Below are 23,204 nucleotides of genomic sequence, written 5' to 3' on the forward strand. Positions count from 1 at the left end.
ATTAGTCACCCTTCGTCCTCAAGATTCCCAGGTAAGAAAGGGAGCAGCGTAAAGCCTTTGGATCTTACAATTTCAGTATACCTACCTGGCCCTGGTACTACAACAAGATAACTCGGCAACTTAACTGTGAAGTAATAAACTTATAAAACTCACTCCTGGGCCGGTTTCCTGCTCAAAACGATTGATCTCTGATGAATGTTAGAGTATTCTAGTGTGTATGAGTACGAATTTCTTGAATGGGGAGCAAGAGAATATGGCAGAACAGTATAACGCGTATTTGGCTGCTCAGAAACAGTTCGATGGTGTTGCCGAATTGATGGGGCTCGATCAAGCAATGCGTGACTTGCTGCGGCAGCCTCGACAGGAATTCCATTTCACAATCCCGGTGAAGATGGACGATGGCAGTACCCGAGTCTTCAACGGTTTCCGTGTACAGCATAACGACGCCCGGGGACCAGGAAAGGGTGGCATCCGATTCCATCCCGAAGAGACAGTGGACACCGTCAGGGGTCTTGCCATGTGGATGACCTGGAAATGTGCGGTAGTGGACATTCCCCTTGGCGGAGCCAAGGGAGGTATTGTCTGCGATCCACGGGAACTGTCTCCTGGGGAACAGGAACGGCTCTGCCGGGGCTATGTCAGACAACTGGCAAAGAACTTAGGGCCAGTCATCGACGTGCCAGCCCCGGATGTAATGACCAACAGTCAACACATGTTGTGGATGCTCGATGAATTCGAAACCATCCACGGCGCTCACTACCCTGGCATGATCACCGGCAAACCCGTGGGAATGGGCGGCTCCCTGGGACGTACCGAGGCCACTGGCTACGGCGTGATCTTTACCCTAAGAGAAGCCCTAAAGAAACTGGGAATTGACATCACCAAGACAACCGCCAGTTTGCAGGGGTTCGGTAACGTTGCCGAGTATGCAGCGCGGAAGTATACAGAGCTGGGCGGAAAGATCATTGCCATCTCCTGCTGGGATAACAAGGCCAAACGGGCTTGGACTTTCCGCAACCTTAACGGGCTGGATATCGAGCAGATGGCTCAGATCAAAGACAGCTTCGGTTCCATCGACAGGGAAAAGGCTGAAGCCATCGGCTGCGAGGTCCTGGATGGAGAAGCTTGGATCGCGCAAGATGTGGATATCCTTCTGCCATGCGCCCTGGAAAACCAAATCACACCCCAGACTTTTGCCCACGTAAGCGACCAGGTGAAGGTAATTTGCGAAGGTGCGAACGGACCTACCACGCCGGACTGTGATGAGCTAATCAAAGCAAGGGGAATCTTCCTGATTCCAGACTTCCTCTGCAACGCCGGAGGCGTAACCTGTAGCTACTTTGAACAGGTACAGTGCAACATGAACTACTTCTGGCCCAAGGAAGAAGTATTTGAGAAACTGGATGCTAAGATGACCGCTGCCTACCACGCCGTTCATGATCTAGCCCAAAAACAGGGGTTATACATGCGTGATGCCGCGTATGTAATCGCAATCAGCCGGGTAGCCGAAGCTGTTCGGTTGCGTGGATGGGTATAACGGGTTGTCATAGTGAGTTTATGAGTGGGAGGGGGCGATTAACACCGTCCCCTCACCACTGTACATATTGCTTGGAATTCGACGGTTCGCACCAACCGCTCCAAGAGTAATTGTTCAAGGTATGGACATACACCTCTATCCTTGGCGGACACTAACCGGTTTGTGCACGACTAATTGGTATCACCCAGCCGCTGCTTGTATAAAAGCCTTCGAGGTTGACCGATACGTCGAGGTGCGGCGTCTCAATTACATGAACCCACGCAGCATGCGCGTGTTCAGTTCAATAGTCTCAAGCCCGGAGGCAACAAAATCCCTATCTTCACTCAGCGAGGCTAAGCTCTTCTAACCGCGATTTGTTCTTAATCACAATCTTCCGATGGCCCTCTTGTTCAAGCAACCCTTCCTCTTGCAGCGCTGCCAGCTTCCGACTTAAGGTTTCCTGGGTCATACCTAGCTGTGACGCAAAGTCCCCCTTGGTCATAGGCAAGATAATCTCCTCCCCCTCGCCTGACAACGCCAACAGGGCTTGGGCCAGCCGCTGTGTGGTGGAACTTAGACTAATGATCTCAATTCTGTTTTCCGCTTCCGCTAGCCTACGGGCCAGTTCATCCATCACTTTAAAGGCAATTGACGGATACTTCACCATCAATTCTTTAAGCTTGGACCCCTCAACAACACACATGATGCAGTCTTCTAAGGCCTGGGCATTGTCGGTCAGAGGCAGAGAGGAGAATAAAGAGAGTTCTCCGATGAACTCCCCCGGTTGCACGACGCGCAGTACCTGCTCTTTCCCGCTGGCGTTGATCCGAAACAGCTTTACTTTCCCTGTATAAAGAACGAATAGGGTACCACTGGCATCTCCAGCCCGGTACACCATTTCGCCCTTCCGGTAATGCCGTGATGAGGCAATTTGTGCGATCTCCAGCCTTTCTTCACCATTTAGACTGGCGAAGATTGGGACATGCTGGATACAACTGGCTTGTTCTTCACAATGATGACATCGCATTTCCCGTCCACCCGTTCAGCTAATTGGATTTGCCATATCGTAGCAGGCGCATCGCATTCAGGATTACCGCCAACACGGAACCCTCATGGACTAACATCCCTATAGACATGTTCACCGTTTTAAGCAAAACACCTGCCAATAATATCCCTACTACCAGGAGGGCAAATCCAATATTCTGCCGAATATTCCGCACTGTCGCCCGACTTAGTCCGACGGCATAGGAAAGCTTATGGATGTCCGCGCTCATCAGTACCACATCCGCGGTTTCCATGGCCACATCAGTGCCGGCGCCGCCCACGGCAATACCCAGATCCGCAGCGGCCAAGGCCGGAGCGTCATTTACTCCATCACCCACCATGGCCACCGTCCCGTGCTTCTCCCGCAGTTCTTCCAGGGCCTGCACCTTGCCCTCTGGGAGCAATTCACTGTAGAACTCATCAATGCCCACCCGCTGTGCCACATAGCGCGCAGCCAAGGGATTGTCCCCCGTAAGCATGACCGTTCGTTTGACACCCTGGGCCTTCAAACGGGAGACTAGGGCCGGCGCATCTTCCCGAATGGTGTCTGCAATGGAGATTATGCCATAAATGGTGTCTTTCGTGCCGACGATCACCGCAGTCTGTCCCTGTTCTTCCTCCCTTGCCAGATAGGCTTCATAGTCCGAAAGATCCACTCCCTGGTCCTGGAAGAGCTTCCGATTACCAATATAATACCGGGTGTCATCAAGGCTGAAGCTCAGTCCTTGCCCGATTACCATCTCCACATCCTCGGGAGTCCTGATAATGATACCCGGTCTTTTTTCCGCCTCGGCAATAATGGCTCGGCCCAAAGGATGCTCCGAGTAGGACTCACCGGTGGCTGCGATGCTGAGGAGTTCCTCTTCGCCCATATTGTAGGCTTTCACCTTAGTCACCCCCGGACGACCCTCGGTCAGGGTACCGGTCTTGTCAAAGGCTACCACCCGCACCGTACCCAACTTCTCGATAACCTCTCCACCTTTGATTAACACACCACGTTTCGCTCCATTTCCGATACCGGCCACAATGGAAACGGGGGTGGAAATCACCAAGGCGCCGGGACAGGAAATCACCAATAGGGTCAAAGCCAACCGAATATCCCGGGTCACAAGGAACAGAACAAGGGAGAACAGGATGATGGCCGGTGTATACCAGCGAGAAAACCGCTCTAGGAATTTTTGGGTTTTGGCCTTTTTGTCCTGAGCCTCCTCCACCAAATGCAGAATACGGGCAAAGGTGGTATCGTCTCCCACCTGCTCTGCCCGGATTACAAGATACCCCGATTCAATGATGGTACCGGAAAACACCCTTTCGTCCACGGTTCGACTTACCGGAATGGATTCACCGGTAATAGCAGCTTGGTTGATGTAGGCAGAACCCTCCACCACTGTACCATCCACCGCGATCTTCTCACCAGGCTTCACCACCACTAGGTCACCCTGTTCCACCTCTTCTGGAGAAACAGTGGTCTCCACCCCGTCTTTGCGAACCCTGGCCATGTCTGGGGCTAGATCCATCAAGGCCCTGATAGAAGAACGGGTTTTTTCAATGGTGCGGGATTCCAAGTAATCTCCCAAAGTAAACAGGAAGGTAACCGCCGCGGCCTCCCAATACTCCCCAATACTGAGGGCCCCAAGCACAGCAACGCTGACCAGGGTGTCAATACCCACAACCTTGTAACGCAGCCCACCAATGGCCCTGTTGAAGATGGAGGTGCCCGCGATAACAGTCACTGCCAACATCAGGACAATGGTTAGGGGCGCATAACCGATCATGTTCTTGAGGACAAAGGAAACCCCCGCCATAATCCCCGAGATCCATACGATTTGCGTCTTGCTGAGCTTAAACATCCCGGGCACCTCCCTTCCCCTTTACTTCTCCGACAGGACTTTGTAACCCAAACCTTCAATCTTCCCCTTAAGTTCCTCGGAAGTCACTACGCTTTCGTCGAACTCCGCCTTTACCCGGGAACTGTTGAATAATACTTCCACTTCCTGGACTCCATTGGTCTTCTTTAGTACGTTTTCAATCTTCGCCGCGCAACTGGGGCAAGCAATGGTTTCCAGCTGATAGGTTCTCTTTGCCATGTTTCTACAACCTCCTTTTGTTTGTGGTTTAAGTATACGAGAAACGGCGGGAGATTACTTTGATCTAGATCAAAAAAGGGATCCATTTGGGGAGCTTTTTGACACTTGAGCCGGCAATACTGCACGGCAACTGACGAAGGATTTGACCATGCTGGCCAGGATGAAGACTCATATCCGGGCTAGATATCTTTGGAGGGACTGACCCCTTAGCGGGGCGACGGGCAAAAAAACCGCCTCCTGCGGCGGTTACACAAACTTCGTATAGAAAACAATGGCGGAGGGGGTGGGATTCGAACCCACGGAGGGCTCAGCACCCTCGACGGTTTTCAAGACCGCTCCATTAGTCCACTCTGGCACCCCTCCGCAATAGACGTATTTTATTATATCAGTCCCGCCCATTGGCGGCAAGTCTTCCTGGAGCTGCGTAGGCGGTACTAGCACAAGTCAAAGAAAGAAAGCTCCATAGAACCGTGAATTGGTCAAGATCCGCTAGTTGGTCCGCTGGAAACCGGGCAAAAACCGATGGTTTCCAGCGGACAAGGCTTGAAACTAGGAAATGCGCTCCAAACCACCCATATAGGGCCGCAGAACCTCAGGAATAAGCACAGTCCCGTCGGCTTGCTGATAGTTTTCCAAGATAGCGGCAACGGTCCGACCGATGGCCACCCCGGAACCATTGAGGGTATGGACAAATTCCGGTTTGGCACCGGGTTCCCGTCGGAATCGGATATTCGCGCGCCGGGCCTGGAAATCCTTGAAGTTACTACAGGAGGAGATCTCTACGTAATTACCGTAACTGGGCATCCACACTTCCGGATCGTATTTTTTCGCGGCGGCAAAGCCCACATCGCCCGTGCACATCTGGCTAACCCGGTAGGGCAATGCCAACAGCTGTAGCACCCGTTCCACATTGGCCACCAGTTTTTCCAGCTCCGCATCGGATTCTTCTGGGAGCACGAATTTTACCAGCTCTACTTTGTTGAACTGGTGCTGTCGAATCAAACCCCGGGTGTCCCGTCCGTGGGACCCGGCTTCAGCCCGGAAACAAGCCGAATAGGCGGCAAAATACAAAGGCAAATCCTCTTTATCCAGGATCTCATTCCGATAGATATTGGTCACCGGCACTTCCGCCGTAGGAATGAGGTAGTAATCGGTGCCTTCCACGTGGAACATGTCCTCGGCAAACTTGGGCAACTGACCGGTACCGGTCATGCTCTCAGTGTTTGCCAGAAAGGGCGGAAAGACTTCAGTGTAACCGTGCTCCTGGGTATGAATGTCCAGGAAGAAGTTGACCAACGCTCTTTCCAGCCTGGCCCCTAGTCCTTTGTACAGAGTAAATCGGGCGCCCGTAATCTTCGCTGCCCGCTCAAAGTCCAAGATCCCCAACTGTTCCCCGATCTCCCAATGGGGCTTGGGCTCAAAGTCAAATTTGGTAGGCTCAGACCAGGTGCGCACCACCCGGTTTTCCGTCTCGTCCTTCCCCACATGTACGCTGGGGTCGGGGATATTGGGAATGGTCAGCAGCAATTGCCGCAATTCTTCATCAACCTTGCGGACCCGCTCATCATAATCCTTGATCTGGTCGGAAACTTGCCGCATCTGTGCAATCACCGCTGAGGCATCCTGCTTCTGCTGCTTCATCTTGGCAATTTCGCCGGACACCTTGTTCCGCTTCGCTTTTAAGGCCTCCACTTCCTGGAGCATTTCCCTCCGGAGGGTGTCTAACCGAATCACCTCGTCCACCGGGCCACTGTCAAGACCTCGGTCCCTTAAGGCCTTCCTCACCACATCCGGTTCTTCCCGAAACAGTCTTATATCCAACATGGTAACAACCCCCTTCAGTCGCTTTAGGTTAGTATATAACAAAAAGCCCTTCATCCTCCATATTTGAGGACGAAGGGCTTTCCCTCCGCGTTGCCACCTCGATTGGATGCAGAGCATCCCTCTCGTTAAGCTGTAACCGGCTTACCGGGATGGGCTTCATTCACCCTCCGCTTCGAGGTGGATTCAGGTCGCCCCGATACCGATTCCCACCATCCATCGGCTCTCTGTTATCGGCTGGCAACCCTACTAGTCCTCGCTACGCGTTTGTCTCTATATTATGCTTCTTCGCCACACCTCTTAAGCAAAGCTTCCCAGCGGCGATCCACGTCGGCCTGGATCTGTTCCACCAAAGCCTCGTCCTTCACCACGTGACGGAAACGGTTTTGCATCTTCAGGTATTCGATGACCGGAAGCTTCTCCTTGGGTTTGTAGGTCAGCCGCCACTCACCGTTTTCCACTTCATACATCGGATAGATACAGCAATCCACTGCCTTCTGGGCCACTTCCACGGTCTTATCCGGTGTAAAGCCCCAGCCGAGACGACAGGGAGTCAATACGTTCAAGAAGGTGGGACCCTCGGTATTCAGGGCCTTCTCTGCCTTCTTAGACAGATCCCGCCAGTCGCTAATGGAGGACTGGGCCACATAAGGCACACCATGGGCGGCGATAATAGCCGTCAGATCCTTTTTGAACTGCGGTTTCCCTTCGCAAACTTTACCCGCCGGTGTGGTGGTGGTGTTCGCACCCCGCGGCGTGGAACTGGACCGCTGGATTCCTGTATTCATGTATGCTTCGTTATCGTAGCAGACATACAGAATGTTATGACCCCGTTCCATCGCTCCCGAAAGGGACTGCAGACCAATATCATAGGTTCCTCCGTCGCCGCCAAAGGCTACGAACTTGATCTCCCGATCCAGTTTCCCCCGACGCTTCAGGGCGTTGTATGCAGCTTCAATACCACTGATGGTAGCCGCTGCGTTTTCGAAGGCACTGTGCATCCACGGTACGGTCCAGGCTGTTTGGGGGTAGACGCTCGTGGTAACCTCCATACAGCCAGTGGCGTTAGCCACCACCACCGGTGTCTCCGTGGACTTGAGCACCATTTTAATCACCAATGGAAAAGCACATCCGGCACAGGCCCGATGACCACCAGTAATCGGATCAGGCCGTTCGGCCAATTGTTTCAAAGTAGCCATTTCGTTCCCCCCTCGCTATTCACGAACCCCTACGTAGTACAGCGACTGTTCCACTTTGCCGCTTTCGGCTGCTTCCCGCACCTTGTCGGCAACGAGCATGATATCAGCAACACCGGTGTCCCGACCACCAAGGCCATAGACAAAGTTCAAAGCCAAGGGCCGCTGATCCAGTTCGTACAATGCAGCCTTCGTCTCCGCCGCCAGCGGACCACCCTGGGTGGAGAAGCTTTCGGCACGATCCATAATTCCGATGGCCTTCATGTCCTTGAGGGCCTCACGCAGTTCCGCAGCCATGAAGGGTCGGAATACCCGGGGTTTCAGAAGACCAATCTTCACGCCCTGTCCCCGCAACTGGTCCACGACTTCCTTCGCGGTTCCTGCCGCGGAGTTTATCACGACGATGGCCATCTCCGCGTCATCCAACCGGTACTCTTCAAAGTATCCGTAGTACCGGCCGGTAAGATCGCCGTATTCCTTGCCGATCTGCTTGATGACCGCCTTGGCCTTCTCCATGGCGTCCACCTGCTGCCGCTTGTGCTCAAAGTAGTAATCCTGCAAGTCCAGGGGACCGACGGTTACAGGATTATCCACATCTAACAGGGGATTTTTGGCCTGGTATTCCCCCACAAACTTGGTTACCACATCGTCTTCCAACACATGGAAGATTTCCATGCCATGGCTGGTGATAAACCCATCCATGCACACCATCACGGGCAACATCACGTCAGGATGCTCCGCGATCCTAATCGCCTGGATCATGTTGTCGTACATCTCCTGGGCATTCTCGGAAAACAGCTGGATCCAACCCGCATCCCGGGCGCCCATGGCATCGCTATGATCACAGTGAATGTTAATGGGTGCACTCAGGGCCCGGTTGACCAAGGGCATCACGATGGGAAGCCTGCTTCCAGAAGCAATATACAGCATCTCCCACATCAGGGCCAAACCATTGGCCGACGTAGCGGTCATGGCCCTTGCACCCGCGGCCGAGGCCGCAATGGTGGCACTCATGGCACTGTGTTCACTTTCTACCGGTACAAACTCGGTATCTACAAGTCCATCAGAAACATAGGTGGAAAAAATCTGTACAATCTCGGTCTGGGGTGTAATCGGGTAAGCAGCCACCACGTTGGGATGGATCTGACGCATCGCCAGCGCTGCGGCTTCATTACCGGTCCCCGCTATACGCCGTTGTATCTTGTCGGCAGAAGCCGTTTTCGTATTCATTAGGTCTTTCCCTCCCATCAGTTGCTAGTCTTCCCGATGTTTGCTTTCCGGTTCCATGTGCAAAGCCTGCACCTTCGGAGGACATACGCTCACGCAGATAGCACAGCCTTTGCAGTGAGCATAGTCGATACCGGTAACCTTGCCATCCTCTACGATGAAGGCCACATCGGGACAGTAGACCACACAACGCATGCAGTTGATGCACTTCTCGGCATCCCAAATCGGCCGCTCAGTGCGCCAATCTCCGGTATGGAATTCCGCCGCGGAGCCGGGATTCTTGATCAAACCGCCAATGGGTATAGACTTCCAACCTGGTTTAGCTTGCTTGGTATCCGCCATTACTCGATCACCTCCTGGTAAGCGCGCCGGATGGCTTCCAAATTGCCTTCGATAACCTCTGGCTTATTTCTGAATTTGACCTCCAATTTGCGGCGCGTATCTTCCAACAGATCATCTAACGACAACCCACCGGTTAAGCGCACCAGGGCACCAAGCATGGGGGTATTGGGGATACTCCGCTTGATGGTCTCCATAGAAATCTTGTTGGCGTCGATTACATAAACCTGCTGCTTGTCCGAGGCTCCCAGCTTCTTGCGAATCTCCTCGGTGCTCTGATCCGAGTTCACCAAGAAAACTCCATCTTCACCTACGCCATCCAATACATCAACGCTACTGCCAATCAATGTGGGGTCCAGAATGACCACATACTTAGGATTGGTAACACTACAATTTAGACGAATAGGTGTATCACTGATCCTGTTGTAGGAAGTAACAGGGGCTCCCATCCGTTCTGGACCGTACTCCGGAAAGGCTTGGACATACTTGCCCACGGCTGCCGCGGCCTCGGCCAGCAAGATCGCCGCAGTCTTGGCTCCTTGCCCTCCCCGGCCATGCCAGCGAATCTCTAGCATTTCTGCCACTTTGACTCTCCTCCTTTGTTCACTCGGAAAACTTCAAGACGCGTCGAGAAATCGACGCATGCCCTGGTGTGTATAACTAACAATGAAGGGATGCCTCTTGTTGGGATAAGTGTTTGTTCTGCTTTTCACTAACTTCCACTTACAAAGGGACACACCTTTACTTAAGGTTCATCCCTTCAAAGGTTATCTCCTGCCCTTAACTGCTCAATTCTGGATACAGGGGAAATCTCGCCGTCAAGGCCAATACCTCGGACTTGATCTGCCCTAGATCCGACTCCTTACCCAGGGTACGATCAATCAAATCGGCGATGAGCTGCATTTCTTGCTCACCCATACCCCGGGTGGTCACTGCCGGTGTCCCCAGGCGGATCCCACTGGTAACAAAGGGACTTTGGGGATCAAAGGGGATGGTGTTCTTGTTCACCGTAATGCCGACCGCATCCAGCCGGGCCTCCGCGTCTTTGCCGGTAATGCCCTTGTTCCGCAGATCCACAAGGATGAGATGGTTATCAGTACCGCCAGACACCAGACGGAAATCCCTCTTGACCAGCTCTCCAGCCAGGACCTGGGCGTTTTGCACCACCGTTTGCTGATAGGCCTTGAATTCAGGAGTGGAGGCTTCCTTGAGGGCCACGGCCTTAGCGGCAATTACATGCATCAAGGGTCCACCCTGGATGCCAGGGAAAACAGCCTTGTCGATGGCCTTGGCATATGCTTCCTTGCACAGGATAATGCCACCCCGGGGTCCCCGCAAGGTCTTGTGGGTAGTAGTGGTGACAAAGTCCGCGTAGGGAACGGGGTTGGGATGCAACCCGGCGGCTACTAGCCCTGCGATGTGGGCCATGTCCACCATGAGAAGACTACCTGCCCGGTCACAGATCTCCCGGATCCGGGCAAAGTCAATCACCCGAGGATAGGCGCTGGCACCGGCCACCACAAGCTTGGGTTTGTGTTCCAAAGCCAGCTGCTCCAAGGCGTCGTAGTCGATCAGTTCCGTATCTTTGGACACCCCATAGCTAATCACGTTGAACCATTTTCCCGAGAAATTCACCGGGCTTCCGTGGGTTAGATGGCCGCCATGGGAAAGATTCATGCCCAGGATGGTGTCTCCTGGTTCACAGGTAGCAAAGTAAACTGCCATGTTGGCTTGGGCCCCACTGTGCGGCTGGACGTTGGCATGATCTGCCCCGAAGAGAGCCTTGGCCCGATCGATCGCGAGTTGCTCCGCGATATCCACGTACTCACAACCACCATAGTACCGCCGGTTAGGATAACCTTCGGCATACTTGTTCGTAAGTACGAACCCTTGGGCTTCCATTACTGCTAGACTGGTAAAGTTCTCAGAGGCAATGAGTTCAATCTTGTCTCTCTGCCGCGTAAGCTCACCCGCAAGCGCCTCGGCAAGTTCGGGATCAACCTGGTTTATCCATCGAAACATTGGGCAAACTCCTTTCCCGCGCCCTCACCACAAAAAAACGCCCAGACTGGGACGTTTTTTATCCCGGTTACGGCTCACTAACACCTATTTCTGGCCTTCCGACCGTTTCCAGTATAGCATATAAATAAAGTAAAAGACAAGCAATCCGCAGGAACGCGCGGAGTACTTCCCCTTGGTACCAGGGGCCAAGGACTCCACAGGCAAGGGGCCTCCAACACATCGACAAAATCAACTGGGATTCTGAGACGTAGGCGAAACCAATGGGCTCAGCCCGAGGGGAGAGGTCTAAATGTCAGAGATTTTGAGGTTTCCGGCAGGGTTTAACCCTGCCGGTTGTCATACTTTGGGCAACTTGGCGAAGGATTCCTCTAGGAGGTGATCAGGATATTCGTAATCCTGCAATTGCCCCGCCAAGAAGGCGTCATACGCCGCCATATCCAGATATCCATTACCGCTCAGGCAGAAGAGGATGGTTTCTTCTTTGCCCTCTTCCTTACAGCGCAGGGCCTCATCGATGGCCCCTTTGATGGCATGGGCAGATTCCGGTGCCGGCACAATCCCTTCGGTTTGGGCAAAGAGCCGAGCCGCTTCAAAAACGCCCACCTGGCCCAAAGCCTTAGCCTCAATGAATTTATCGGCATACAGTTGACTGACCAAGGGTGCCGCGCCATGGTAACGCAAGCCACCCGCGTGGATGCCGGCGGGTACAAATTCATGGCCCAAGGTATACATGGAGGCGATGGGTGTCAACTGGGCGGTATCACCGTAGTCATAGGCAAAGCGCCCCTTGGTCAACGAGGGACAAGCCTCGGGCTCCACGGCCACCGTGCGAACCTTGCGATCACCAGACAAGACATCCATCAGGAAGGGAAATGCAATGCCCGCGAAATTACTGCCGCCACCGTGGCAGCCCACCACCACATCGGGATAATCCCCAACCTTGGCCAATTGCTCCTTGGCCTCCAAACCAATAACGGTCTGATGCAAGAGGACGTGGTTCAAGACACTGCCTAGGGCATACTTGGTATCCTCTCTTCCCACGGCATCCTCCACCGCTTCACTGATGGCAATTCCAAGGCTTCCCAGGGAATCGGGATCCTTCTCCAAGATCCTCCGGCCCGCGTTGGTATGGGGACTGGGACTGGGCACCACTTCGGCCCCCCACAATCTCATCATGGACCGCCGATAGGGCTTTTGCTCGTAACTGACCCGCACCATGTACACCTTGCACTCCATGTCAAAATAGGAGCAAGCCAGACTGAGGGCACTTCCCCACTGTCCAGCACCGGTCTCGGTGGCAAGCCGCTTCACGCCCTCCCGTTTGTTGAAATAGGCCTGGGGAATAGCGGTGTTGGGTTTATGAGAACCAGCGGGACTTACCCCTTCGTTCTTGTAGTAGATCTTTGCCGGAGTTTTCAGGGCTGCTTCCAACCGATGGGCCCGGTACAAGGGAGAAGGTCTCCACAGGGAATAGATCTCTAACACCTCTTCGGGGATTTCGATCCAACGCTGGGTGCTCATTTCCTGCTCGATCAAACTTTCAGGGAAAATGGGAGCTAGTTCTTCCGGTGTGATGGGCTGTTTGGTACTGGGGCTCAATGGCGGCTTCGGCAGATTAGGCATATCCGCCATGATATTGTACCATTTCTTGGGCATCTCCGACTCTTTTAGCAGGATCTTCGTTCGACTCATCTCTGCTCATCTCCTCTACGCTATGCTAAGCTAAAACTATGTTAACTATTATTCTCCCTTCCAAGGGGGATTCCTGCCTGAACACAAAAACCGACCAAAAATCTTATTCTCCCTGCCCAGATAAAAAGGACCAGCCTCCCAGCAGACCAGCCCTTCTCTGCAAAACACATCGGCAAGGGGCGTCCCAGACGGTAACCCATTTACCTCCAGATTACAAGTCTTTCTTGAACATGAACACAGTTTAGCCTGACCCTCGAAAAGGCCGCCTCCCCTCTACTGGGCTGCTCCGGCCGGCCGCATCAGCACCAGATCCCCCAATTGCGGCGGTGTCTTTCCGGGAACGTTTTGTACCACGATTACCAGATGATCTGCACCCCCCGCCAGTTCGCCTGTCAGTTGGTACCGTTGCCAGGGAGAGCCTTGTCCCTGGATAGTCAGCTCAAACCGGTCCATCAACTGCCACTGTTGGGAACCGGAGAAGGTATAAATCTCCAAAGCATCTAACAGGCTTTCGTCTTGAGCATAGACCGTAAGTACAAACCTGCTCAGACCCGGGTAGTACCAGATCAGGTACTCTTCCCCACTCCCCACTGCCTCGATACGATGGGCATCACCGTAGAATTCTTCCGGAGTATCCTGTCTAAACACCCAACCAGCGGAACGTTCCTTCGCCAAAAGGGTATCCATTTTGATGCCGAAGAAATCCACGGGAGAACGGAAGGCCTCCTGTAGGATCTCCCAGTTTTGGATCAGGAGACGGCGAGTCAATTGGGAGATAGGTTGGTGATCCCCATCAAGGGCCACCAACATCAAATCGTATGCCCCATCGGGATAGAGCATGGTTTCCAAGACAAATTCCGGGGGCAGCTGTTCTCCTGCAAACAGGATTTCACGCCTATCGGCAAGTCCTTCCCCAATACCCAAAAGAATTAGTTGAAACTGGGCCACACTGTCCCTAGGGAAGGCCGCGGCCAAGCCCAGCGACAGCTCTCCTTGGACCGGCCCCTGCTCTGTCTCGGGCAAGTCCAGGCACAGACGATACACCCGACAACGGGTGGAGCGTTGACGCACTTCCCCACTGCTGTCAATAGCCCGCACCGTAATCTTCCTCTCCTCCCCCTCTTCCCCGATGGGAAGGGAAAGATAAAGTGGCTCCAGGGGCACAGGTCCCCGATAGACCTCTACCTCATTTTCCAGTACCACCAGCTCCTCGACGTCTAAATCTGCGGATAGCTGGAATTGGATGGGCTCATCAACCATAACGTTGGCCCCCCATGCCGGGGTAAGAATGGTGATCCCACAGGCCGCCTCCTCCGCCAAGACACGGGCGGTGAGGTTCAGCAACATCACACCAGAAACATGGGTAAGCAGCTGTACCGGGCCCGTCTCAGGTTTCGTCCAATTCGGACCGATGAGATTAAGCTGGTTGAAGGCATTCTCTCCCACGCTGACCGCGTTCTTGACCAGGAAATCTATATAGACTTCCGGTTCCGGATCCACCTCAATCAGGGAGACGAAGTATCGGACACAGATTCCCTTAAAGCCGCCCCCATCACCTTGCCCCTCGTCTTTGAGGATGCCCCTTTGGTCGGTAAGTCGGGACATGGTCAGCTGGGCAGTACGCCGGGCGTCGGCCAGATATTGGGGATCACCGGTGTTCTTGTAAAGTTCCACCGCAGCCCCGATATATGTTCCCTGGTTATAGGTAAAGGTTGCCTCCCAGATATTCCCGCTGCGGTTCTTGTTATCCCACACCAGTCCCGTGGGAGCCAGATTCTCCTTCACCCAGTGGTATAACTTCATGGCCCACTCTAGGTATTGTTCTTCACCGGTAATCTGGTACAACTTCGAAGCAAGAATAGAGGCAGGACAATTGATACAGGCATTCTTCGCGCCCTTTTGGTCGTTACGCCACCAGATACCCCCACCCAATTCCTCATCCCAGCTACGCAGAATCGTATTCCACAGCAAAAGAGCCCGGTTCAGATACTTAGTATCACCGGAAATTCGGTATGCCCGCAGGGAGGCCAGGGCCCACCAGGCCATATCATCGTTGAATTCATTGATGAAGGTGGGGTTGATGGCGTTTTGCCGGCGGAAAAGCTCGTCAATGTAGGGGTAGTAGGGCGATGCCGTGCCTCCTGTCCGCTCCACCGCATCCATAAGGGCATCCCAAGCCTGGGCATTTCCCCACCCAAACCCCCGGAAGGGACTGTTGGAACCGGCCCAGTACTGATCAATCAAAGCCTGGGTAGCCAAGTCTGCCCAGTGTTCGATATCATCCAAAGGGACAATCGCTGCGGCCACGGTCACCGTCCCTATGAAGACAATCCACATAGAAACCAAAATTCCTAGATAAGACTTCATCTCTACAGCCTCCCAGATCATGGGTCTTCGGCACCTTGAAGAAATCAATCGGTGTTGCTGATCTTTGGCGCCTGAATGCGGGCATATCCCAGTTGTACCGCCTGCGGCGTTAGGCCAGTCTCCCGTAAAGTAAGCCGAACATAGTCCCAAGGGATACCAGCGGAAGGCACCCCCCCACAGACCTCGAGCTTCCATAGCCCATCAGCGGATTTCTCCACGGGGTCCACCGTGTAAGGCACTAGCGTCCAGTGCCTTTGGTCTCGGGATACGGCGATCTCCAAAAAGCGCCCGATGACATCGGGATCCGGAGCATACAGGGTGAAAGCAAAGCCCTGGAGGTTTGGCAGATGCCAGATCAGATACTCCTCCCCTGTTCCACTGGGATGGATCCGATTAGGATCCCCGAACCAACGTTCCGGATCATCCTCTACAAAGACCCAGCCCAGGGACTCGGCCTCGGTTTTTAGACGTTTCCGGACTCCAAAGAACCCCAGATCCTGGGGCGCAAGCATCTCATCCTCAAGGAAGATCCAATTGTCGATAACCAGACGCAACCTGTCCTCATGGACTGTTCCGTCGGTCTTGAGCACCCCGGCCACCAGATCATAGGTCCCGTCAGAAAACTTAGTGGTATCCAGGGTAATTGCTTTGGGGCAGGCATCCCCGACGAACACCAACGCTCCGGGTTCCGCCACTCCCTCCAGGATCGGGTCCAACCGTAGATACACTTCCGTCAACTCTTGGCCCAGAAAGGCAGTCCCCAAAGTCAGGGTGATCTCACCCCGCACAAAGGCCGATGTTTCTTCCTCGGCTACCAGGGCTAGGGAGACGGGCACATGGAAAAAGGTGGTTTTATACTGCTGTTGCTTTCCCCTTCGATTCACCATATCCACCACTAAAGTGTTTTCCCCCAACTTCAAATAGTCCCGATAGGATGGGAAATCAAAGGGCCAATCGGCCCCCTCATAGAGGGGAGTTCCGTTCAGACTAATGTTCAGATTTGCCACCACCGGTAAGCCCATGGCAGACACCCTCGTCTCGGGTCCCAAAACCCGGATCCCTGGGGTCACCGTCCTGGGCACAGGAATAACTACAGAAGAACCCGGTTCCGGATCGGCTTCCACTTCACCGATTAAAGTACCGTCATCTAGCAAGAGCTGCCACCGGGCCTTGGGATCTCGGGAGTAATTATGCAACAGAATACTGACAATGAGTTGAGGCTTTTCCCAGAACAGGATTAGCCCATGGTCCTTCCGTTCTGCTTCCGCATCCTGGGCAATATCGCGCCATAGTGTCTTTCCCGCGGGTACTGGTCTAGGAGCAATGGAAGGACCATCGACGAACAAGGTTCCATCGGGACGAAACTCCATCCGATCAATGGCCACCTGGCGCCGCCCGCCGGGTGCGTCCAAGTCCATATGGGTGTGGTATACGACGAAAAGCTCAGTGCCATCGGGTGAAGAAACCACGGCATTATGGCCAGGGCCGGAGACACCGGGGATATTCGCCGAAAGAACAGGGTTTTCCGGAGCCTTGATGAAGGGTCCCAAGGGATCCGTGGAAACAGCATAGCCCACCCCATAGCTGCGTACATCAAACCAGTTAGCCGAGTACATCATGTAATATTTCCCAGCGTGTTTCAGGACAAAGGGAGCCTCGTTGATGAAACCTTTGTCGAATTCCCAGGGCTGATCAGGCTTAAGCAAAAGCCTTGGTGCCGTCTCAAACATGGTGGACCGATCGACGGGTTCACCCTTGATGAGGCTGGTAAACAGATCCGGACTCAATTTGACACCGAAAATTGCGTTGGCATGGAAATTGCCTGTCCAATAGCCCGGTCGGACGTAGTACAGGTAGATGTGACCAGCATCAACGAACACCTGAGGGTCGATGGTTTCGTAGGAGAAGTTAAATAGGGGTTCAGTCAACGGATCTTTAAAGGGTCCCAAAGGACTTTCGCTTATCGCAACGGAAATGCGCTTCAAACCGTCAGGTCCTTCCGCGGAGTAGAAGAGAAAATAGTGGTCTTGGTACTCCAGTGGACCAGGAGCCCAAAAGTTGCGGCTACCTCCCCAGGCCACGTTCTCCGGCGCTAGGGCACGGCCGCCGCGGGTCCAGTGTACCAGATCGTCGGAGACATAAACATCAAAGCCACTTCCCCCGGTAGGGTAAAGGTAATACCGTCCATCGGCTGCTTTCAGCAGATCAGGATCTGGCGCCAAGGGAATTAGTGGATTGGAGTAAAACAGAGCGTGGTAACCCTCATCACTAGGGTCTGCCCAGTTTACCGGGGCATACAGGATCCCAGTCAAGTCAGGGAGCAGTTCCTCCTCTGTATCAGGATAGACGACCCGAACCACAGCCTCTTGATAACTACTATGAAGCGTAGCCGCCTCCAGCACAACGTACGGATTGATCAATACACAGACCAATGACATAGTTGCTAATACGATACCCAATTTCTGCCGCCTCCCCCTTTGGATCGAAGGAAAACCCGCGGTGTTCTCCCAAAGCGAATATCCGTAGACAAAATGCAATTTCCGTGTCATTGCAGACTACACGGAGTACCCAAAGCCACCTGGACTAGCCAAGCTCGTCAGGGACTTCTAACAATCTTTGATATATCTTGATTAGTATTCCAGGTTTATGTAACCACCGTTTCCATCAAAGTAAGAACTTACTTACAGATGCGACCTACGGATCAATATGTCTTTTTCCAACTTTCGTTCAAAGTTACTTACATTTTACTACGGGGTTCCCTTGTTGATCAAGAACCTGGCCTAGCTCGGCAAAGCCTAATGCTGCGAATTAGAACAACAAACGGGGGAAACAAGCGAAAAGCCAGGGTGGCCTCATTGACAGAACCTTGGTTAGCCCATATATTGACCAGACCTTGTCCCAATCAGGAATGTCTTTTTGGCCGTCAAGACTAGAGGTAGTCATGCAGGGACAAAAGAATAACCGATCCGTTCCCACCAATAAAGCTCATCTTACTGGCGCCGCAGACTACTTACTATTGGTGCTCCATAGCCCTATGCCAGTTGTTCGGCGCCTCTTTCGGTACATATTTGCCCCGGGACAGATCGTCTTCGGTACGAATGGTCCAGCACAGCAATTCCTCCAGTAGCTCCATCTTGATTTCGCCATAGTCCGGATCCCCGTATACATTCCTCAACTCCGCGGGATCTTCCACGATATTGTACCGTTCTCCGCTACCGATCACATCATAAAGCAGCTTCCAGTCTCCCTTACGGATCATCTTCAAATTGCCGCTTTGGGTGACGCTGTTTAACTCATCGTATTCGTCCCCCGCAGAGGAAAAATGCAGCTTCGGTCGCTCATGCTCCCCATAGGGCCAACCACCAAAACCGAGCTCACAGTAAACACTTAGGAACTCCTCCTTGGGATAGGGCTGACCGGTCAGCAAGGGCCACAAACTCCGGCCTTGCACACCGTAAGGAATCTCAGCCCCCACCGCTGCACAAAGGGTCGGCATCAGATCCACCAGAGAGACAAACTCCTCGGTCACCCGCAGACCTTGTAGGATTCCGGGCCCCATTATCAACAGCGGTACACGCACCAGGCATTCGGGTAGTCCAACACCCTTCCGTTGCAGTCCGTAATCGGCGGCGTAATCACCGTGGTCCGCGCAGAAGATGACAATGGTGTTTTCCAACAGGTTCGCCTCTTGGAGATAAGTCACAAAACGCTGCAACTGATCATCGATCAACTGAAGCATACCGCAGTAGTTGGCACGGTACCGGCGCCAAAGGTCATCGTAACCCGGAATCTTCTCTTCGATCAAGCGACGCAACCACCGCCAGTGGGGACCCTTATTCCAAGCACCTTCCGGTCCAATCCGGCGCGGGGAATTGCTTCCTCCGGAAAGAGACTGAAGTACGGTTCGGGCACTTGATAAGGGTTGTGGGGTTCCGGAAAACTCAACCACAAAAAGAAGGGAGAATGGCTCTGTTTCAAACACTCGATGGCATCGTCCACAATCCGGACAGGAAACTGGCACCCTAAGGAAAAAGGTGTGGGTTCCGTGCTTACCCGGTGGTGAAGGTTTTCCAGCCAAGTTTCAAAGGCTCTTTGTTGTTCTGTTTTGTATTGCGGCCGGCCACCGGTGGTATGCATGTATGATGAATAGAAATCAAAATCCTCGGGCAGAAGGCAACTGTGGTTCTTGCCCGAGAGGTAAATAGAATAACCATGGCTGCGTAATACACCAATGAGATCTTTGCCGTAGTAGGCTTCATGCAGGGTCCAGTTGGTGCGGACCCGGGTTGCCTTGGGAAATCGCCCGGTAAAGAGGCTCGTACGGGCCGGACCACAGGTGGGCATGGGGGTATAGGCCCTTGTAAAACGTACTCCCCGGGCGTTAAGGGATTCCAGAAAAGGCATGGTGTCTAGGGGAAAACCCTCGCTCTTGAAAAAATCCGCCCCTTGCTGATCCGTCATGATGAGAACAATATTTGGCTGTTCCTTCATCACTGGAAAGCTCCCTGCTGTCTTGCGTCCTGATATGGAGGCATTGTTCCTATCTCGGACGTTTCTAAGTCGTTCACAGACACAGATTCATACAGTGGCGGAATTCCGGTCTAAATCTCTGCATCCTGACATATGAATCCGTAATAGATTAGGACCAGGAGCCGACGAACATGAAACGACAATTACCAACAACAATCTACATGATGGTGCTGTGCCGGCTGCTTACCGGAAGCCTTGAACTAATAGCAGCCATCCTGATGTGGCGCTCAGGGAAGATCACCAGTGCCCTAAAGATCAACGCGTTCTTGGGCTTTGTGGGACCAGTGGTGTTAATCATCACGAACGCATTGGCCCTAAGGGCCCTTTCCAGTGAGCTTCCCCTTCAGAAACTGTTAATCATCGCCCTAGGAGTCCTCCTGATTTTTTGGGGTGCAACCAGTTAATCGTTCGGAGTCCAAAGTTTGGGCTTTTTCAAGGGGATCACCTTGCTGTCCTGCTTGGTCTCCTTTTCTTCCGGAGCCTCTTCCGATGGTTTCTCTACAAGACCCAGGTGATTAACCAACCCCTCCTGTACCTGGATCAGAAGTTCCATCACCTGGTACTGGGCCTGAACAAAGTTCCGCACATAGGGGTTCATCATAAGAATCTGGAAACGTTCAGCCATCTGTGCTTCCTCTTCGGGAGTAATCTCCTCACCACGTTCTTCTTTTTCCATCAGTTCCCTTTGGAAGCGAGAGAAATCGCTCAACATGTGTTTGGCCGCTTCCCGCTGCTCCAGTTGTTCCTTCGCACTTTGGAATTTCTTGAATTCCTCCGTGTCTTGAATCTCCTGGGCTAACTCGATGATTTTCCTCTGCACACTCATGGTAATCTCTCCTCTTGTCCCTGAATTAGAAGGGAATCTCCTCATTTTGCACCGTGCGGCCATCATCTTCGTCATCATCTTTTTCGGCCACCAATGCCACCGCCACCACCTGATCATTGTCTTGGAGGCGCATCAGCCGCACCCCTTGGGTACTCCTACCTTGACGAGGAATATCTGCTACCTTCATCCGGATCATGATCCCCTCGGAACTAATCATCATGACCTCATGATCCTCGACCACCACCCGGGCACCAACGACGGGTCCGGTTTTGTTTGTAATGTGGGCGGTCCTAATCCCTTTTCCACCCCGAGAAGTGACCCGGTATTCCGCAAGGGGTGTGCGCTTGCCGTATCCCTGTTGGGTCACCACCAACAGGTCACCCTCTTCGATGATAATCCCTCCCGCGACCACGAAGTCCCCTGGCCGCAGATCAATACCCTTAACACCGGCGGTAGCCCGGCCCATGGGCCGCACTTCCTTTTCGGGGAAACGGATGGCTTGGCCCAGATAGGTCACGATCCCAAATTCCTGATGCCCATCGGTGAGGAATACCCCAGCTAGTTCATCCCCATCCCGAAGGTTAATCCCCACCAATCCAGAATTGCGTGAAGAATCATATTCGCTTAACACCGTCTTTTTAATCTGCCCATTCTTGGTAATCATGACCAGATAGTGGTCTTCGTCAAAGGTAGCCACGGGGTGGACAGCTTTGATGGTTTCCCCTGACGACAGGGGCAATAGGTTTACAATCGCCGTACCCCGGGCTGTCCGTCCGGCCTCGGGGATCTCGTGGGCCTTTAGGCGATACACCTGTCCCCGATTACTGAAAAACAGCACGTAGGAGTGGGTGTCGGTGATGAACAGATGTTCCACGAAATCCTCTTCCCGGGTGTTCAGGGCCACCACACCCTTGCCGCCCCGGCGCTGGGCCCTGTAACTGGACAATGGCAAGCGCTTGACATACCCATAATGGGTCATAGTAATGACCACGTCTTCCTTGGTAATCAGGTCTTCAATTTCGAACTCGCCGGGATCATGATCGATCTTCGTCCGCCGGGGTGAATTGTATTTTTCCTTGATCTCCAATAGCTCATCTTTCACGATCTGGGCCACCCTTGCCTCCGAAGCGAGGATGTCCTTCAGATCCGCAATCCGCTCGGTCAACTCTTTGTGTTCCTGCTCAATCTTAATCTGCTCAAGACCGGTCAGGCGGCGCAGCCGCATGTCCAAAATGGCTACGGCCTGGGTTTCGGTCATGTCAAATCTTTGTATCAACTCATTCTTAGCGATAACGTCGTTCTCAGACTCCCGGATTACTTTGATCACTTCGTCAATATGCAACAGTGCGATCCGCAATCCTTCGACGATGTGGATACGTTCCTCGGCTTTCCTCAGCTGGAACCGGGTACGACGGGTCACTACTTCCTTCTGGTACTCCAGATAATGCCACAACATCTGCTTCAGGTTAAGCACCCGGGGTTCATCATCCACCAAAGCCAGCATGATGGCACCAAAGGTGTCTTCCAAAGGTGTATGCTTAAACAAGAGGTTCAAGACCACATTGGGACTGGCATCCCGCTTCACCTCAATGACAATGCGCATACCGCTGCGGTCCGACTCGTCCCGCAATGCAGAGATCCCCTCTACCTTCTTCTCCCGAACCAAGGTGGCAATCTTTTCCACCAAAGCCGCCTTATTCACCTGATAGGGAATCTCTTCCACGACGATCCGGTGACGCCCCCCGGACATAGGCTCGATCCTTGTCTTCGCCCGAACCTTAATCCTGCCCCGGCCGGTGGTATAGGCCTCCCGAATCCCCTGGGTACCGAGGATGATTCCTCCCGTTGGAAAATCCGGACCCTTAATGAACTGCATCAACTCATCAACGGTGGCGCCCGGGTGTTCAATTAGATAGGCCAAAGCATCGATACATTCCCCCAAATTGTGGGGAGGGATCTTCGTGGCCATGCCCACCGCAATACCCTCAGCTCCATTGACCAAGAGATTGGGAAAGCGCGCCGGCAAAGTCATGGGCTGCTGCAAACTCTCGTCGAAGTTAGGCCCAAAATCCACGGTGTCCTGGTCAATATCCCGCAGCATCTCCCCGGCCAGACGGGAAAGCCGGGCCTCGGTATAACGCATGGCTGCCGGAGGATCGCCGTCCACCGAACCAAAGTTACCATGCCCATCCACCAACGGCTCCCGATAGGAAAAATCCTGGGCCATGCGCACCATGGCATCATAGATGGCACTGTCCCCGTGGGGATGGTATTTACCCATGACTTCACCTACAATACGGGCCGACTTTTTATAGGGCCGATTGTAGGCCAGGTTCAGTTCGCTCATCGAATAGAGGATGCGTCGTTGCACTGGCTTTAAGCCGTCTCGCACATCAGGAAGGGCTCGATCCACGATCACGCTCATGGCGTAATCGAGATAGGAACGCCTCATCTCATATTCCAATTCCCGCCGAATGACGCGGCCACCTTCAAAATCTAATGCCATCAGCTACTCCACTCCCTACCAAAAAACACCC

At 53.3% G+C, this 23,204-nt stretch carries 16 protein-coding genes, 1 tRNA gene, 1 pseudogene and 1 other annotated feature; of the genes and pseudogenes, 2 read left to right on the plus strand and 16 right to left on the minus strand.

All coding sequences use genetic code 11. The features are described 5' to 3' along the window. Nucleotides 1-253 precede the first annotated feature (253 nt). Nucleotides 254-1,537, plus strand: a complete 1,284-nt coding sequence (locus GXX57_08465; protein ID HHV44679.1) for a Glu/Leu/Phe/Val dehydrogenase — start codon at nucleotides 254-256, stop codon at nucleotides 1,535-1,537. 319 nt (nucleotides 1,538-1,856) lie between these two features. On the opposite strand, the gene GXX57_08470 is transcribed toward GXX57_08465, so the two are convergent. From GXX57_08470 to GXX57_08535, 14 genes and pseudogenes are all read right to left on the minus strand, one after another. Further along, the gene (locus tag GXX57_08470) at nucleotides 1,857-2,543 is read right to left on the minus strand and encodes a Crp/Fnr family transcriptional regulator (GenBank protein HHV44680.1); all 687 of its coding nucleotides are present in this window, start codon (nucleotides 2,541-2,543) and stop codon (nucleotides 1,857-1,859) included. A gap of 19 nt (nucleotides 2,544-2,562) precedes the next feature. Continuing rightward, entirely contained in the window at nucleotides 2,563-4,410 is a 1,848-nt protein-coding gene (gene cadA, locus GXX57_08475) for a cadmium-translocating P-type ATPase (GenBank protein ID HHV44681.1), read from the minus strand. Between the two features lie 21 nt (nucleotides 4,411-4,431). Then, a complete protein-coding gene (locus GXX57_08480; protein ID HHV44682.1) occupies nucleotides 4,432-4,647 on the minus strand; it encodes a heavy-metal-associated domain-containing protein in 216 nt (71 codons plus the stop codon). 272 nt (nucleotides 4,648-4,919) lie between these two features. Further along, nucleotides 4,920-5,010 (minus strand) — tRNA-Ser (locus GXX57_08485). A 186-nt stretch (nucleotides 5,011-5,196) separates the two neighbouring features. Next, the gene (gene serS, locus GXX57_08490; protein HHV44683.1) at nucleotides 5,197-6,471 is read right to left on the minus strand and encodes a serine--tRNA ligase; all 1,275 of its coding nucleotides are present in this window, start codon (nucleotides 6,469-6,471) and stop codon (nucleotides 5,197-5,199) included. A gap of 62 nt (nucleotides 6,472-6,533) precedes the next feature. Next, nucleotides 6,534-6,739 (minus strand) — a binding site (T-box leader). Nucleotides 6,740-6,746: 7 nt separating this feature from the next. Next, on the minus strand, nucleotides 6,747-7,667 hold the full coding sequence (locus tag GXX57_08495; GenBank protein HHV44684.1) for a pyruvate ferredoxin oxidoreductase: 921 nt from the start codon (nucleotides 7,665-7,667) through the stop codon (nucleotides 6,747-6,749). 15 nt (nucleotides 7,668-7,682) lie between these two features. Then, complete coding sequence (porA, locus tag GXX57_08500; protein HHV44685.1) at nucleotides 7,683-8,894, minus strand: pyruvate ferredoxin oxidoreductase; 1,212 nt, start codon at nucleotides 8,892-8,894, stop codon at nucleotides 7,683-7,685. A 24-nt stretch (nucleotides 8,895-8,918) separates the two neighbouring features. After that, nucleotides 8,919-9,233 (minus strand): 4Fe-4S binding protein, encoded by a 315-nt coding sequence (locus GXX57_08505; protein HHV44686.1) that lies wholly within the window; start codon nucleotides 9,231-9,233, stop codon nucleotides 8,919-8,921. Beyond that, nucleotides 9,233-9,814 carry a pyruvate synthase gene (locus GXX57_08510; GenBank protein HHV44687.1) on the minus strand — a complete coding sequence of 194 codons (582 nt, stop codon included), beginning with the start codon at nucleotides 9,812-9,814 and terminating at the stop codon, nucleotides 9,233-9,235. Before GXX57_08510 ends, GXX57_08505 begins: the two co-directional genes overlap by 1 nt. Nucleotides 9,815-10,010: 196 nt before the next feature. Next, on the minus strand, nucleotides 10,011-11,252 hold the full coding sequence (locus GXX57_08515) for a serine hydroxymethyltransferase (protein ID HHV44688.1): 1,242 nt from the start codon (nucleotides 11,250-11,252) through the stop codon (nucleotides 10,011-10,013). Nucleotides 11,253-11,588: 336 nt separating this feature from the next. After that, a complete protein-coding gene (locus GXX57_08520) occupies nucleotides 11,589-12,944 on the minus strand; it encodes a TrpB-like pyridoxal phosphate-dependent enzyme (GenBank protein HHV44689.1) in 1,356 nt (451 codons plus the stop codon). A 273-nt stretch (nucleotides 12,945-13,217) separates the two neighbouring features. Further along, entirely contained in the window at nucleotides 13,218-15,311 is a 2,094-nt protein-coding gene (locus tag GXX57_08525) for a glycoside hydrolase family 76 protein (GenBank protein ID HHV44690.1), read from the minus strand. Between the two features lie 44 nt (nucleotides 15,312-15,355). Next, nucleotides 15,356-17,770, minus strand: coding sequence for a family 43 glycosylhydrolase (locus tag GXX57_08530; protein ID HHV44691.1), 2,415 nt, complete (start codon nucleotides 17,768-17,770; stop codon nucleotides 15,356-15,358). A gap of 554 nt (nucleotides 17,771-18,324) precedes the next feature. Next, nucleotides 18,325-19,802: pseudogene (locus GXX57_08535) on the minus strand (sulfatase-like hydrolase/transferase). 170 nt (nucleotides 19,803-19,972) lie between these two features. Between GXX57_08535 and GXX57_08540 the strand changes: the two are divergent. Continuing rightward, nucleotides 19,973-20,245: a DUF2619 domain-containing protein gene (locus tag GXX57_08540; protein HHV44692.1), complete on the plus strand. Its 273-nt coding sequence runs from the start codon at nucleotides 19,973-19,975 to the stop codon at nucleotides 20,243-20,245. Here GXX57_08540 and GXX57_08545 read toward each other — a convergent pair. Continuing rightward, a complete protein-coding gene (locus GXX57_08545; protein ID HHV44693.1) occupies nucleotides 20,242-20,667 on the minus strand; it encodes a YlbF family regulator in 426 nt (141 codons plus the stop codon). The genes GXX57_08540 and GXX57_08545 overlap by 4 nt on opposite strands. Nucleotides 20,668-20,692: 25 nt before the next feature. Next, entirely contained in the window at nucleotides 20,693-23,173 is a 2,481-nt protein-coding gene (gene gyrA, locus GXX57_08550) for a DNA gyrase subunit A (protein ID HHV44694.1), read from the minus strand. Between the last annotated feature and the right edge of the window lie 31 nt (nucleotides 23,174-23,204).

It is taken from the genome of Bacillota bacterium, from assembly GCA_012839765.1.
In the GTDB taxonomy this organism is placed as follows: domain Bacteria; phylum Bacillota; class Limnochordia; order DUMW01; family DUMW01; genus DUMW01.

What these genes read in the sequence shown, in the direction of transcription:
- GXX57_08540 (HHV44692.1), top strand. Translation starts at nt 19,973, where the DNA reads ATGAAACGACAATTACCAACAACAATCTACATGATGGTGCTGTGCCGG.
- GXX57_08480 (HHV44682.1), bottom strand. Translation starts at nt 4,647, where the DNA reads ATGGCAAAGAGAACCTATCAGCTGGAAACCATTGCTTGCCCCAGTTGC.
- GXX57_08525 (HHV44690.1), bottom strand. Translation starts at nt 15,311, where the DNA reads ATGAAGTCTTATCTAGGAATTTTGGTTTCTATGTGGATTGTCTTCATA.
- cadA (HHV44681.1), bottom strand. Translation starts at nt 4,410, where the DNA reads ATGTTTAAGCTCAGCAAGACGCAAATCGTATGGATCTCGGGGATTATG.
- serS (HHV44683.1), bottom strand. Translation starts at nt 6,471, where the DNA reads ATGTTGGATATAAGACTGTTTCGGGAAGAACCGGATGTGGTGAGGAAG.
- porA (HHV44685.1), bottom strand. Translation starts at nt 8,894, where the DNA reads ATGAATACGAAAACGGCTTCTGCCGACAAGATACAACGGCGTATAGCG.
- GXX57_08505 (HHV44686.1), bottom strand. Translation starts at nt 9,233, where the DNA reads ATGGCGGATACCAAGCAAGCTAAACCAGGTTGGAAGTCTATACCCATT.
- GXX57_08465 (HHV44679.1), top strand. Translation starts at nt 254, where the DNA reads ATGGCAGAACAGTATAACGCGTATTTGGCTGCTCAGAAACAGTTCGAT.
- GXX57_08520 (HHV44689.1), bottom strand. Translation starts at nt 12,944, where the DNA reads ATGAGTCGAACGAAGATCCTGCTAAAAGAGTCGGAGATGCCCAAGAAA.
- GXX57_08495 (HHV44684.1), bottom strand. Translation starts at nt 7,667, where the DNA reads ATGGCTACTTTGAAACAATTGGCCGAACGGCCTGATCCGATTACTGGT.
- GXX57_08515 (HHV44688.1), bottom strand. Translation starts at nt 11,252, where the DNA reads ATGTTTCGATGGATAAACCAGGTTGATCCCGAACTTGCCGAGGCGCTT.
- gyrA (HHV44694.1), bottom strand. Translation starts at nt 23,173, where the DNA reads ATGGCATTAGATTTTGAAGGTGGCCGCGTCATTCGGCGGGAATTGGAA.
- GXX57_08545 (HHV44693.1), bottom strand. Translation starts at nt 20,667, where the DNA reads ATGAGTGTGCAGAGGAAAATCATCGAGTTAGCCCAGGAGATTCAAGAC.
- GXX57_08470 (HHV44680.1), bottom strand. Translation starts at nt 2,543, where the DNA reads ATGCGATGTCATCATTGTGAAGAACAAGCCAGTTGTATCCAGCATGTC.